General features: G+C 76.6%; 11 protein-coding genes. 8 read left to right on the top strand and 3 right to left on the bottom strand.

The features are described 5' to 3' along the window. Positions 1 to 134: 134 nt before the first annotated feature. Together ACFCX4_RS10535 and ACFCX4_RS10530 are read right to left on the bottom strand one after the other, a co-directional pair. A complete protein-coding gene (locus ACFCX4_RS10535) occupies positions 135 to 2,609 on the bottom strand; it encodes a SulP family inorganic anion transporter (protein ID WP_376140500.1) in 2,475 nt (824 codons plus the stop codon). Positions 2,610 to 3,062: 453 nt separating this feature from the next. After that, positions 3,063 to 4,052: an ATP-binding protein gene (locus tag ACFCX4_RS10530; RefSeq protein WP_376140498.1), complete on the bottom strand. Its 990-nt coding sequence runs from the start codon at positions 4,050 to 4,052 to the stop codon at positions 3,063 to 3,065. 233 nt (positions 4,053 to 4,285) lie between these two features. Between ACFCX4_RS10530 and ACFCX4_RS10525 the strand changes: the two genes are divergently transcribed. Then, entirely contained in the window at positions 4,286 to 5,197 is a 912-nt protein-coding gene (locus tag ACFCX4_RS10525) for an oxidoreductase (RefSeq protein ID WP_376140496.1), read from the top strand. Positions 5,198 to 5,589: 392 nt separating this feature from the next. On the opposite strand, the gene ACFCX4_RS10520 is transcribed toward ACFCX4_RS10525, so the two are convergent. After that, complete coding sequence (locus ACFCX4_RS10520; protein ID WP_376140494.1) at positions 5,590 to 6,570, bottom strand: HAD family hydrolase; 981 nt, start codon at positions 6,568 to 6,570, stop codon at positions 5,590 to 5,592. Between the two features lie 697 nt (positions 6,571 to 7,267). On the opposite strand from ACFCX4_RS10520, the gene ssd reads away from it, so the two are divergent. The 7 genes from ssd to ACFCX4_RS10485 all read left to right on the top strand — a co-directional run. Next, complete coding sequence (gene ssd, locus ACFCX4_RS10515) at positions 7,268 to 8,389, top strand: septum site-determining protein Ssd (RefSeq protein ID WP_376140492.1); 1,122 nt, start codon at positions 7,268 to 7,270, stop codon at positions 8,387 to 8,389. Next, complete coding sequence (locus ACFCX4_RS10510; protein WP_376140489.1) at positions 8,389 to 9,780, top strand: TadA family conjugal transfer-associated ATPase; 1,392 nt, start codon at positions 8,389 to 8,391, stop codon at positions 9,778 to 9,780. Before ssd ends, ACFCX4_RS10510 begins: the two co-directional genes overlap by 1 nt. A gap of 338 nt (positions 9,781 to 10,118) precedes the next feature. After that, the gene (locus tag ACFCX4_RS10505; RefSeq protein ID WP_376140487.1) at positions 10,119 to 11,192 is read left to right on the top strand and encodes a type II secretion system F family protein; all 1,074 of its coding nucleotides are present in this window, start codon (positions 10,119 to 10,121) and stop codon (positions 11,190 to 11,192) included. A gap of 372 nt (positions 11,193 to 11,564) precedes the next feature. Continuing rightward, the gene (locus tag ACFCX4_RS10500) at positions 11,565 to 12,185 is read left to right on the top strand and encodes a type II secretion system F family protein (RefSeq protein WP_376140485.1); all 621 of its coding nucleotides are present in this window, start codon (positions 11,565 to 11,567) and stop codon (positions 12,183 to 12,185) included. A 94-nt stretch (positions 12,186 to 12,279) separates the two neighbouring features. Then, a complete protein-coding gene (locus tag ACFCX4_RS10495) occupies positions 12,280 to 12,543 on the top strand; it encodes a DUF4244 domain-containing protein (RefSeq protein ID WP_376140483.1) in 264 nt (87 codons plus the stop codon). Continuing rightward, positions 12,533 to 13,027 (top strand): TadE family type IV pilus minor pilin, encoded by a 495-nt coding sequence (locus ACFCX4_RS10490; protein ID WP_376140481.1) that lies wholly within the window; start codon positions 12,533 to 12,535, stop codon positions 13,025 to 13,027. Before ACFCX4_RS10495 ends, ACFCX4_RS10490 begins: the two co-directional genes overlap by 11 nt. Then, positions 13,015 to 13,443 (top strand): Rv3654c family TadE-like protein (locus ACFCX4_RS10485; RefSeq protein WP_376140479.1); only part of this gene is annotated, 429 nt, incomplete at its 3' end. The genes ACFCX4_RS10490 and ACFCX4_RS10485, both read left to right, overlap by 13 nt.

Below are 13,443 nucleotides of genomic sequence, written 5' to 3'. Positions count from 1 at the left end.
AAGAGGCTCCGGATAATTGGTGTAGACCTTTGACCGGGCATCGAACGGTCGCCCGAGGTCGCCGGAGCCCCGGACCGGGCGGGACGGGCGGGCCCGCGTCCCCGGCCCGCCCGGGCGGGACACGGGCCCGGCCCTCAGGCGGCCAGACCGGGGCCTCCTCCCTCGCCGGCCGGCGCCGCGACGGCGGGGCCGTCGGCCGGAACCTGTTCGAATTCCTTGAGATGTCCGGGCGTGTCGCGCTCCTGCCGCGCGGCGGGCGCCCCCTGACCGCCCGCGGACGCCCCGTCCCCCGGCGCGGGCGCCGGGGCCGCGTCGGCGGTGGCCACCGGTGCCAGGGCCTCGACGGGACCGAACCGCCCGCTCTCCCGGTCGAGCACGTACGCCTGCGCGGTCGCGAAGTCGAAGTACATGCCGACCAGCCGCAGGGTGCCCCCGGCCACCCGGCGCTCCACCGCGGGGTTGGCCATCAGCTGGTCCAGCTGCTGGACCACGTTGGTGATGCAGAGCTGCTCGCCGAGGTCCACCACGGGCCGGTCGGCGAACTCCGCCGGAACCCGGCGGAGCCGGTCCAGCGAACCGCGGCCGTTGCGCAGCCAGCGGGCCAGCGGGGTGGGCCGTCCGGGCTGTTCGTGCACCCCGTCCAGCAGCGCCTTCATCGCTCCGCAGCCCGAGTGGCCGCAGACCGTGATCGAGCGCACCTCCAGCACCTCGACCGCGTACTGCACCGCCGCCGCGACGGAGTCGTCGGCCGCGCCCGGCTCGTGCGGCGCCGGCACCAGGTTGCCGACGTTGCGGACGGTGAAGAGGTCGCCCGGGCCGCTGTTGGTGATCATGCTGGTGACCATCCGGGAGTCGGCGCAGGTCAGGAAGAGCTGGGAGGGGGTCTGGCCCTCCCGGGCGAGCCGGGCCAGCTCGGGCCGCACCAGCGGGGCGGTGTGCAGCTGGAACCCCCGGACCCCGTCCAGCAGCCGGCCGTGCGGATCCTCCTGCTGCTCGATGCAGTGGTGACCGACCCAGGGCGTCCAGGCGCGGCAGCGGTGCGGTCCCGGGGAGCTGCCGGCCCGGACCGTGCCGTCCGGGTCGAGCACCTCGTCGTCCTGGCGGCGGGTCACCATCGACACCCGCCCGCCGACCGCCTGGTGGCCGGTGCGCCAGCTGTGCACGGTCTCGTAGGCGGCGTGGTCGAGGAAGGAGCCGTCGTGCACGACGGCGACCTCGGCGCCGGCCGGGATGCCGGCCAGCGCCCGGCTGAGCCGGGGCACCGCGGCGAAGGTGAGGGGACCGTGCGTCTCCACCGTGAACGAGCCGTCGGGGCCGGTCAGGACGTCCACGTGGGCGCGGGTCAGCCGGTGGAGCGCGAGCAGCACGGCCGTCGCCGCGCCCAGCGCGACCCCCGGCAGGACGCCGAACAGCACCACCGCGACCACGGTGATCAGGTACACCGGGAACTCGCGGTGCCGGTGCACCTTGCGGATGTGCGCGAAGCTCACCATCTGCAGGCCGACCACCAGCACCAGCGCGGCGAGCGCGGCGAGCGGGATCCGGCGCAGCCCGCCGGTGAGCGCCAGCGCGGCCGCCAGCACCCACACCCCGTGCAGCACCGAGGAGCGGCGGCTCTGCGCGCCGGCCCGGACGTTGGCCGTGCTGCGCACCGCGCCGCCGGCGATCGGCAGTCCGCCGACCAGTCCGCTGACCACGTTGGCGATGCCCTGGCCGCGCAGTTCGCGGTCGAGGTCCCCGCTGCGGCGCGACATCCGGTCGACCGCGACGGCGGAGAGCAGCGACTCGACGCTCGCCACGGCGGTGACGGTCAGCACGGCGGCCAGGACGGCGAGCGGCGCGCCGTGCGGCAGGTCGGGGAGGAGGTCGTGGGGCTGCCAGGCGGGCAGCTCGACCCGGGCGAGCCGCAGGTCCAGTCCGAGGGCGAGCGCGGTGGCGGCGCCGACGGCGACGAGCGGGCCGGGGACCCCGGCCAGGCGGGCGCCGAACTCCCCGTACCGGCCGGGGAGCCGGCCCAGCCGGGGCCAGGCGAGCAGGACGGCGGCGGTGACCGCGCCGACGGTCACGGCAGCGGGGTGCGGCCCCGCCAGCTGGCCGGGCAGGGCCAGCAGGTTGGCGACCGCCGAGCTCTGCGGGGAGCCGCCGAGCACGACGTGCAGCTGGGCGATGGCGATGGCGAGGCCGACGCCGGCCAGCATGCCGTGCACGATCGCGGGTGAGACCGCCAGCGCGGTGCGGGCCACCCGGCGGACCCCGAGCAGGAGCTGGAGCAGGCCCGCGGCGAGGGTGATGGCACAGGTGGCCTGCCAGCCGTACTGCGAGATGAGGCCGGCGGTGATCACGGTGAGCGCGGCGGAGGGGCCGCTGACCTGCAGGGGAGTGCCGCCGAACAGACCGACCACGATGCCGCCGACCGCCGCCGCGGCCAGGCCGGCGGTGAGCGGGGCGCCGGTGGCCAGGGCGATGCCGAGGGAGAACGGCACGGCGATCAGGAACACCACCAGGGAGGCCGAGAGGTCCAGTGCCCAGGCGGCGCGGGGACGTCGGCCCGGTGGGGCGTGGTCGGTGGTGTCGGAGGCGATGGGGGCACTGGAGATGTCGGTGCTCATGGGTCTTCCCGTCTGTCCGGGGAACGAACGCAGTCAGGTCCGGCGGTGGGTCCGGGTGCGGACCCGGTGGAGCGGATCGGCTGTCGTGGGTCGCGACGGTGTGGCGGGATGGTGCGGTCGGGCCGGGGGTGCGGGCGTCACCGGCCGGGACCTGGACCATCGGGCCGTCCCGTGGCCGCTCGGCGGGGCGCTGGGAGGAGCCAGGCCACGGCGAGGGGCAGCGGGACGAATGCGGAACATCAAGACTCGGTAAACCGAGGGTAATGAGAGCTTTGCACAGCGTGATCCGGAGCGACAGCGAATAACCACCGCATTCACCCCATTGGGTGGTGGTCGAACGGTCGGGAATCTGCTGGTGGCGTGCGGGTCCGGACGCACGTGGGCCGCGGTCCCCGTGCGGGGGAGCGCGGCCCGTGGTCGCTGCGGCGGATCCGTGGATCCCGGGTCCTGCGGTCAGGCGGTCGCGCCGGCCGCGGCGGGCTCGCCGCCGAGCACGAAGTCCGGGTCGACCTGGGAGGCGAGGTCGATGCCGACCTTGGCGTTGGCCCAGCTCTCGGCGTTGCGCAGGTGGAAGAGGACGGCCTGCTCGGTGTACCGGCGGGGGTCCCGCAGGCCGTACGAGGCGTCTGCCGCCGCGCGAAGCTCGTCCAGCACGGCGCGGCCGGATGCTTCGAGGGCGCGCAGCGGAGGCTCCGCGCCCTGCTCCAGGCGGCGCACCCAGTCGGACTGACCGAAGGCGGTCAGCAGGTCCTCGCCGACCTCCCGGCGCAGGAAGTCCAGGTCCTCAGGGCCCTGCACCTTGTTGCCGACGACCCGCAGCCGCACGCCGAAGTCGCGCGCGTAGTCCCGGTACTGGCGGTAGACCGAGACGCCCTTGCGGGTGGGCTCGGCGACCAGGAAGGTGAGGTCGAAGCGGGTGAACAGCCCCGAGGCGAAGGAGTCGGAGCCGGCCGTCATGTCGGTCACCACGTACTCGTCGCGGCCGTCGACCAGGTGGTTCAGCAGCAGCTCGACCGCGCCGACCTTGGAGTGGTAGCAGGCGACCCCGAGGTCCTCCTCGGTGAACGCGCCGGTGGCCAGCAGCCGCACCGAGCCCTCGTCGAGCGCGACCGGGCGGGCGCAGGCGGCGTAGACGGGGTTCTCCTCGACGATCCGGAGCAGTCGCGAGCCGCGGCCCGGCGGGGTGGTCTTGATCATCTCCTCGGCGGAGCGGATCAGCGGGTTCCCGCCGCGCAGGTACTCCTTGATCTCCGGCAGGTGGGCCCCGAGCGAGGGCAGTGCCGCGGCCTGGTCGTCCGTCAGCCCCAGGGCCGGGCCGAGGTGCTGGTTGATGTCGGCGTCGACGGCGAGGACCGGTCGGCCCGCGGCGGCCAGATGGCGGATGAACAGCGCGGACAGCGTGGTCTTGCCGCTGCCGCCCTTGCCGACGAAGGCGATCTTCATCTTGGGACTCCGGCTCTCGCTCCTGGGCCCGCCGCGGTCGCGGGTGCGCGCCGGGGCGAGGTCGACGATGCTCCGAGGACGATCTTCCGAGTTGGTAATCGTTGTCGTCTTCGGCGGTGGTCATGCTAGCCGGGGTTTGGGGGTGTTCGCCGGAGGGAAGTGAGGATTGCCTCAATCGAGTGATGCGGGACTGCTGTTCCGGCCGGGGCCCCCGGGTCATTACTCTCGGGTAGGTGAGCACTGGAACAGATCCCCTCGCCCCGCTGGCCCAGCTCCCCGGAGTGCCCGACGCGGTGGCCGGGGTGCGCAAGGCCGTCGACCGCCTCTACGGTCACCGGGTGATGCGCCGCCGCGCGGCCGAGGTCACCTCCGAGGCCGCCCTGCGCGGCGCCCGCGCGTCCGCGGCGCTGGCCGGGGCCGACTGGCCGCTGGAGGAGGTCCGGCGGCGCAGTGACTTCGGCGCCGACCCCGGGAGCCGGGCGGTGGGCGCGGCGCTGCGCGTCGCGGCCGAGGCGGGCCAGTTGCTGAGCGTCTGGCGGCACTCGCCGCTCCAGGTGCTGGCACGGCTGCACCTGCTGGCGGTCGGGGACGCCGATCCCGCGGCGGGCCGGCCGCGCCGGGCGGGGGAGGGTGCCGACGACCTGTTCCCGCTGGCGCTGGAGCCGGTGGAGGGCGTCGCGGCGGAGCAGGGCCGGGCGGCCCCCGCGGTGGCGGACGGGCAGGTGCCCGTACTGCCGGCGGCGCCCGGGCCGGAGGAGGTCGCCGCCCGGCTCGACCAGCTCTCCCGGCTGCTGGTGGCCCGTGCGGAGGGGCAGGGCGTCGGGACGCCGGCCCTGGTGGTCGCCTCGGTGGTGCACGGCGAACTGCTGGCACTGCGGCCGTTCGGTGCGTACAACGGCCTGATCGCCCGGGCCGCCCAGCGGATCGTGCTGATCGCCGAGGGGCTCGACCCGAAGTCCATCTGCCCGGCCGAGGTCGGTCTGGTGGAACTGGGGACGGACGCGTACCGGCGGGCGCTGGCGGGCTACCTGGCGGGGACTCCGGAGGGGCTGGCGGCCTGGATCGACCACTGCGGCCGCGCGCTGCGGCTCGGCGTGCGGGAGAGCACGGCGGTCTGCGAGGCGATGCAGCGCGGCATGGTCTGAGGGTGCTTCGGGCGGGCGCCCGGGGCCGGCCCGCGCACAGGGATGCGGCGGCACCTGGTCCTGCTCGGTGCCGCCGCTGGCACAGGTGCCGGGTGACCATGCATGCACCGGAAATGCCGATCAGACGGGGATCCTGCCCGTTCGTCTGGTCAGGCGGCCCGACAGCGGGTCGGCTGCATGTGGGTGCTCGGTCATCTGTGCGTGCGGTCCGTGGGGCCTGAACTGCGTTGTCGGTTTGACCTCTTCGGTCCTGACCGGGTCTCGCGGGCCGTGCTTCATTTGTATCGCGTTTCGGCCGAAAGGGGAACCCGAAAAGCGCAGTCTTCGGCTTTTGACCGTTTTGTCCAAGGCTGTAGGGGTGCCCGCCGCGGGAAGGCGGACACCCCCGGAGCTCAGGCCGCGGCGCGGCGGCGCCGGGCCGCGTACCAGACGATCCCGGCCGTCAGCACGGCCGTGCCGACCGCCACCGCCGTCAGTACCGAGCGGCTCGGCGCCGAGAACTCCGGGAGCCGCCGCCGGAGTTCCACCGGCTTGTCGAAGACCAGCACCGGCCACTCGCGGGCCACCGCCTCCTTGCGCAGCGCCCGGTCCGGGTTGACCGCCGAGGGGTGGCCGACCGCCTCCAGCAGCGGCAGGTCCGTGGACGAGTCGCTGTAGGCGTAGCACTCGGCCAGGTCGTAGCCCTCGACCGCGGCCAGCTCCCGGATCGCGGCCGCCTTGTTCTCGGCGTAGGCGTAGTAGTCGATCTCGCCGGTGTAGCAGCCGTCCTCGACCTTCAGCCGGGTCGCGATCACGTGGTCGGCGCCGAGCAGCGCGCCGATCGGCTCGACCACCTCGGAGCCCGAGCTGCTGACGATGACCACGTCGCGGCCGGCCGCGTGGTGCTGCTCGATGAGGGAGGCGGCCTCGTCGTAGATGATCGGGTCGATCAGGTTGTGCAGGGTCTCGGCGACGATCTCGCGGACCTGCTGGACGTTCCAGCCCCGGGTGAGCGCGGAGAGGTACTCGCGCATCTTCTCCATCTGGTCGTGGTCCGCGCCGCCCACCAGGAAGACGAACTGGGCGTACGCACTTCGCAGGACGGCCCGACGGTTGATCAGACCGCCCTGGTAGAACGGACGGCTGAACGCCAGGGCGCTCGACTTGGCGATGATCGTCTTGTCGAGGTCGAAGAAGGCGGCGGTGCGCGGACCCGCCGGTCGCGGTCGCGGGGCCTGCGGGCGGGCCTCCGAGGGGCCGGAACCGGGGGCTCCGCGGCGCGCGCCCGTCACGGGCGTCCCGGCGGGCCCGGGCGCCCCGCCGGTTCCGTCGGCTGCGGCGGTGGAGTCCGGGGACTCGTCGGCGTACTCGTCGGCGTTCTCGGTGGTGTCCACGGGAACCGAGGATAGAGGGCACCGCAAAACAGCCCGCCATTCGGCGTACTCAAGGGCGTGCGGGTTTGTGTTTCTGGCCGCTCGGGTACACCATGGAAGTCACGGATCGTTCGCGACCGTGCTAACCCGGTCCGGCTCCTCCCCCCCGAGTCGGGCCGTGGATAGACGACCCCCGCTCTCCCCCCCGGCGGGGGTCGTCGCACGTCCAGGGCCATTTTCAGGGCTTGAACGCCCCGTTGCCGGGATCCGCCGGTCGGCCTCGGCGACGTCTACGGGGGGTGTCGGCGGTCGAGGTTCTCCCGCTGCTTTGGTCACTCTCCGTAGATGATCCGTAGGGTCCTGCTCATGGCCGGCCCCTGCTTCCGTGGCTTCGGGAATGGGGTCCGGACCTGCCCGGGTGGAGCGTGCGGCCGGTGCCGCGCTATCGGGCGGCTCCGGTATGGCGGTTCATCTCCGTGAGCCCGTTTCGTCAATTCTTTGTCCAATAGCCCCCCTTCCGGGTGAACGTTTTCCTCCACAGCCCACGAGTTGTCCACAGGGAATCGCAACCCGCCGGACGGAAACGGGATCACCGTCCACCGTGATGCCCGGCAGCGGTCGACGGGCCCCGCGCTGCGGGTCCGCCGGCCGGCTGCCGGACCGACCGGAGGGTGTCCGGCCGCCGAGCGCGGCCGGGCACCAGGACAGGGGAGCCGCCATGTCGAAGCCCGTCACCGATCACGCCGCCGCCGGCGGACCGGAGCACTCCGGGCCGCTCGTCCTCACCGGGGACGAAGGCCTCGCCGAGCACCTGCTGCGGATCTGCGCGGCGGCCGGCACCGAGCCGAGGCTGGTCCGGGGCACGCCGCCGCGCGAGCTCTGGGAGGGCGCGCCGCTGGTCCTGGTCGGCGACGACCGCTCCGCGCAGTTCGCCGGACTGCCCCGCAGACCCGGGGTGCTGCTGCTCGGGCTGGATCTCGACGACGCGGGCATCTGGGTCCGGGCCGTCCAACTCGGCGCGGAACACGTGCTGTTCCTGCCCGAGGCCGAGACCTGGCTGCTCGACCGCGTCGCCGACGCGGTCGAGGGCGTCGGCGCCCCCGCGCGCACCGTCGCCGTCCTCGGAGGCCGGGGCGGCGCGGGTGCCTCCACCCTGGCCTGCGCGCTCGCGGTCACCGCCGCGCGCCGGGGCCTGCGGACCGCCCTCGTCGACGGCGACCCGCTCGGTGGCGGGCTCGACATCCTGCTCGGCGGCGAGACGGCGGCCGGCCTGCGCTGGCCGGACCTCGCGGGCTCCCGGGGACGGGTGAGCGGCACCGAGCTGGCCAGGGCACTGCCCGCGCTCAAGCGGCTCGGCACGCTGTCCTGCCTGTCCTGGGACCGCGGTGACACCCTCGCGGTGCCGCCCGAGGCCATGCGCAGCGTCCTCGCCGCCGCCCGCAGGCGGGGCGGCCTGGTGGTGGTCGACGTCCCCAGACGGCTGGATCCGGCGGCCGGGCAGGCGCTGGAGCAGGCCGACACGGCGCTGCTGGTGGTGCCGGCCGAACTGCGTGCGGTGGCCGCCGCCGACCGGGTGGCGGCCGCGGTCCGGATGCGGCTCGACGACGTCAGGGCGGTGGTGCGGCCGCCGGGGCCCCTCGGGCTCCCCGCGCACCGGATCGCGCGGGGGCTGCGGATGCAGCTCGCCGGAGTGCTGGAGCCGGAGCCCGGTCTGGCCGCCGACCTCGAACGCGGCGTGCCGCCCGGCATCCGGGAGGACGGACCGCTCGCGCGCTTCTGCGGGGCGTTCCTGGACGAGGTGCTGCCGCAGGTGCCGGCGGTCGAAGGGGGTGTCTACTGATGGTGCGTCTGCGCAGGTCCGGTGGCGAGGCGGAGTCCTGTCACGGCGGTGACCGCGAAGCCGGACAGCACGGGGACGGGCGTGGCGGGGACGGACGTCACGGGGACGGGCCGCGGCGGCGGGCGCTGCGGAGCGTCCCGGGCCCCGGGGCCGCTGCGGGCGGGCCGTGGCCGGAGCCGAACCCCTACGGCCGGACGGCGCGGGAGGAGCGCGCCGCCGCGCTCGTGGACGCCGTCCGGCTGCGGCTGGCGGAGTCCGGGGCACCGCCGACCGCGGGGGCCGTGGCGACGGCCCTGCGGGCCGCCCGGCCCTCGCTCGGCGGCGACGACGCCCTCGACACCGTGCGCTCGCTGTGCGCCGAACTGGTGGGTGCGGGCCCGCTGGAGCGGCTGCTGGCGGCGCCCGACGTCACGGACGTCCTGGTCAACGGCCCGGACGAGATCTGGTTCGACCGGGGCGGCGGGCTGCGCCGGGCCACCGGAGTCCGGTTCGCCGGCCCCGAGGCGGTGCGCCGGCTGGCCCACCGCCTCGCCACGGCGGCCGGGCGGCGGCTCGACGACGCGCGGCCCTGGGTGGACGCGCGGCTGCCGGACGGCACGCGGCTGCACGCCGTCCTGCCGCCGGTCGCCGACGGCTGCACCCACATCTCGCTGCGGGTGTGCCGGCCCCGGCCGTTCACGCTCGACGAGCTGGTGGCCGCCGGGACGCTCCCGCCGCGCGGCGGCGAGCTGCTGGCCGCCGTCGTGCGGGCCCGGCTCTCGTTCCTGGTCAGCGGGGGCACCGGCACGGGGAAGACCACCCTCCTCGCGGCGCTGCTTGGCCTGGTCGGTCCGGAGGAGCGGATCGTCATCGCCGAGGACTCCGCCGAACTGCGGCCCGACCACCCGCACGTGGTGCGGCTGCAGGGCCGGCCGCCCAACCAGGAGGGGCTGGGCGAGCTCACCCTGCGGGACCTCGTCCGCCAGGCACTGCGGATGCGGCCCGACCGATTGGTGATCGGAGAGGTGCGCGGGGCCGAGGTGGCCGATCTGCTGGCCGCCCTCAACACCGGCCACGACGGCGGCACCGGGACGGTCCACGCCAACACGGCCGCGGACGTGCCGGTCCGGCTGGAGGCGCTCGGCTCGCTGGCCGGGCTGGACCGTGCGGCCCTGCACAGCCAGCTCCGGGCGGCGCTCGACCTGGTCGTGCACCTGGCCCGCGAGCCGGGCACCGGGCGGCGCAGGATCGCCGAGATCCACACCCTGGGCGGTGATCGGCAGGGCCTCGCCGTCACCACCCCGGCGGTGGCGTTCACGGCGGAAGGCGCCACGGTGCCGGGGCCCGGCTGGGAGCGGCTGGGCCGACTGCTGGCCGCGCGGGGAGCGGCACCCGTGAGCGGGGCGCCGTGACCGCGCGGGCGGTGGAGGCGGTGTTCGGACTGGTCCTGGGCGGCTGCGCGGCGGGCGCGCTGCTGCTCCTGAGGGCGGGAAGCGGGCCGGGCGGGCGACGGGAAGGAGGCGGCGGCCGGGGCGGGTGAGCGGACCGGGCGGGCCGTGCGGTCCGGGTGGGAGCCACATGGGCCGGCGCCCGGACGGGTCGGGCCGGATCGCTCCGTCCGCCGACGGGCCGGGGGCTGTGCGGGCTGTCGGGCCGGCGGCGGGGAGCGGCTGGTGTCAGTGCAGGGCCCGCGATGGCGGGCGTGGTGGCCGTGGTGGTTGTGCCGACGGCGAGGGAGGTGGTGGCCGTGGTGGGTGACGAGACGGCGCTGTGGTGGGTGTTGGTGCTGTTCGTGGTCGCGGTGGCGGGGTGGTGCGGGCTTCAGCGGCAGGTGGCGGGCGGCCGGTGGGTCGGAGTGCTGCCGGCGGACGCGGTCGGCGACGGTGACGGCGTCGACGGCCCGGCGGCGCGTGCGGCGGAGGCGGTCGTGCGGTGGTCGGGCGGCCTCCGGCAAGCCGTCCGGGGACGGCCCGAACTGCTGCTCCTGCCCGTCGGAGCGGCGGCCGGGTGGGCGACGGGCTCGCCCGTGCCGGTGCTGGTGGCGGTCGTGGCCGTGCTGCCGGCGGGGCGGTGGCGCCGGCGGCGTGCGGTGGCGGCCGAAGCCCGGGACCGGGCGGTCGCCGTGATGGAGCTCTGCGCCGGACTCGCGGGCGAGCTGCGCGTCGGGGCGACGCCCGAACAGGCGCTGCACCTGGTGACCGCGCGGATCGCCGCCGACTCCGTGACGCTGGGCCGGCTCGGCGCCGAACCGGTCGCCAGGCTCGCGGCCGGCCGGTACGGGGCGGACGTGCCCGCGGCGTTCCGGCTGCTCGCCGAACTGCCGGGCGGGAGCGGGGCGGCCGCGGTGGCCGCCTGCTGGCGGACCTCCTCCGCCGGCGGGGCGGGTCTGGCGGCGGGGCTGGACGGGGTCGCCGAAGCGCTGCGCACCGAACGGGCGCTGGCCGAGGAGATCGCCGCGGAGCTGGCGGCGCCGCGCACGACGGTCGCCGTGCTGGCGGCCCTGCCGCCGGCCGGTCTGCTGCTCGGCACCGCCCTCGGAGCCCGGCCGCTGGAGGTCCTGCTGCACACGCCCGCAGGGCTGGGCTTCCTCACGGTGGGCGCGGTTCTGGAGGGGCTGGGACTGGTCTGGACCGCCCGCATCGTCCGGTCGGCCGTGCAGGACGCCGTGCTGTGCACGTCGGGGCGGCGGGTCGCGCCGCCCCCGACGGCGAGCGGCGGTGACGTCCCCGACCGGGTGCGGGAGTGGCTTCGGGGCGACACCCCGGCCGGCACCCGGCCCGACCGGCCGGCCGGGGCGCTCCGCAGGGAGACGACGCCCGGGTGAAGCACGGCGCCCGCCCGGCGGGAGGACCGGTCCTCCCGCGAGGGGGCCGGACGGCGCGGAGCGGGAGCGCGGGGTCCGCCGGGCGCGGGCCGGTGCGCGAAGGGCCCGCCGCGGTGGAGGACGGATCGAGGGACCCGAGGTGTGGTCCGGAGGAGGTGGGTGCGGACGGTGCGGGCGACGGAGTGGGCCGTGCTGGGAGCGGTCGGCGTGCTGGCCGTGGTCGCGGTGGCGGGCGGCCCGGTCCGGCGCGGGCGGTGCGTGCGGCGGCGTGCGGACGCCCTGACGGGCCGGGGCCGCCAGCCCCGGTCACGGCGGGCCGGCGGGAGGCCGGGGCCAGGAGCGGGGGCGAGCGGCGGGTCGCCGCGAAGGACTGTGCCGGAACGGGCCCGCAGGACGGCGTGGGCGCTGGGCGCGGGGCTGGGAACGGCGGCCTTCCTCGGCGGGCCGGGAGGGCTGGTGACGGGCGGGGTGCTGGCGGCCGGGCTGCACCGGTGGCTGCCGCGCGCGAGGTCCCCGGCCGAGCGGCGGGCGGCGATGGAGGAGGAGCGCCTGGCGCGGCAGCTGCCGCTCACCGCCGAGCTGCTGGCCGCCTGCCTGGGCTCCGCCCCCTCACCGGTGGCGGCCGTCGCGGCGGTCGGCGCGAGCGTGGACGCCCCGATGGGGCCGTTGCTGCTGGTGACCGCGGCAGAACTCGCGCTGGGGGCGCCGCCCGAGCTCTGCTGGCACCGGCTCGGCGAGGCGCACCCGTCGCTGGCACCACTGGCCCGGTGCCTGGTCCGGACGAGCCTGACCGGCGCCCCGGCGGCGGCAGCGCTCACCGGGCTCGCGAGCGGGCAGCGGGCCGAGGCCGTCCGGGCGGCCCACGCCCGTGTCCGCCGGGCGGGAGTGCTCGCGACGGCGCCGCTGGGACTGTGCTTCCTCCCGGCGTTCGTCCTGGTCGGTGTCGCCCCGGTGGTGGTGGGGCTCACCACGGCCTTCTCGCGGGCGATGTGACGCAACACCCGAGCACGTCGGAAACGGGACCGCCGGATCGGTGCGGTCGTGGGCCCGGCGGTCTCTGTCGGATTTCGAGGCAAGGAGAGCAACCATGAACGTGACCATCGAGCCCATGACCGCCGCCGGACCCGGGGCGGGACACCCGCCCGCGCGGCCGGTGGACCGGATCCCGCGGGCACTCCGGCGCCGGGGCCGTTCCCGGTACCGCCCGGACGCGGGGATGACCACCGCGGAGTACGCGGTCGGCACCCTCGGGGCGTGCGCCATCGGTGCCGCCCTGTACAAGGTGGCGACGAGCGCGGCCGTGCTCGAAGCGCTGGCCGCGGCCCTGGACCGGGCGCTCCATGCGACCTGACCGGCCGTCGGGCCGCCGCCTCCGGCGGTCCGGACGGTTCTGGCCGGGGCCTGACCCGGGTCTTGACCCGGGACCGAGTCCGGGATCGGGACGGCGGCGGCGGGTCCGCGGCGACGGCGGCTTCGTCACCGCGGAGACCGCCGTCGCCCTGCCGGCGCTGGTGCTGCTGGGGGCGCTGCTGGTCTGGGGCGTGCTCGCGGCGGCCGCCCAGCTCCGCTGCGTCGACGCGGCGCGGGTGGGGGCCAGGGCGGCCGCCCGCGGGGACGCCGATGCCGCCGGGGCGGCGAGGGCGGCGGCACCGGCCGGGGCCGCGGTCCTGGTCGACCTGGCGCCGGACAGCGTCCGGGTCACCGTGGACGCGCCGTACGGGGCGCCGGGGCGGTTCGCCGAGGTACTGGCGGTACGGCTGAGCGCCACCGCCGTCGCGGCCCGGGAGGACACCCTGCGAGGAGCGGAGGGAGGGGCCGGCGCATGGCCGGGCTGAGGGGGCGCACCGTGGCCGGGGCACGCCGGACCCGGCGGCCGAAGTGCGGGCGGTGGCGGGCCGGACGGGTGCCGTCGGTGTACGGCGGCGGGCCCCGGAGCGACGCCGGTTCGGCGACGGTCTGGCTGCTGGTGTGTGCGGTGCTCGGCTGTCTGGTGTTCGCCGCCGCGCTCTCGGTGGGTGCGGTGGTCGGTGCCCGCCACCGGGCGGAGTCCGCCGCGGACCTGGCGGCACTCGCGGCGGCCGACGGGCTGCTGCTGGACGCGGACGGAGGCTGCGGGCGGGCCGGTGCCGTCGCGACCGCGCAGGCGGCCGCCGTGGTCTCCTGCGCGGTGGACCGCGAGGGGGACGCCGTCGAGGTGGTGGCGGAGGTCCCGGTGACCGGGCTGCCGTTCCGTCCGCCGGTCGGTCCGGCC

This window comes from Kitasatospora sp. NPDC056327 (assembly GCF_042261735.1).
In the GTDB taxonomy this organism is placed as follows: Bacteria; Actinomycetota; Actinomycetes; order Streptomycetales; family Streptomycetaceae; genus Kitasatospora.
Note: the sequence above shows the minus strand (reverse complement) of the source record. Positions and strands in the feature narration are given on the sequence as shown.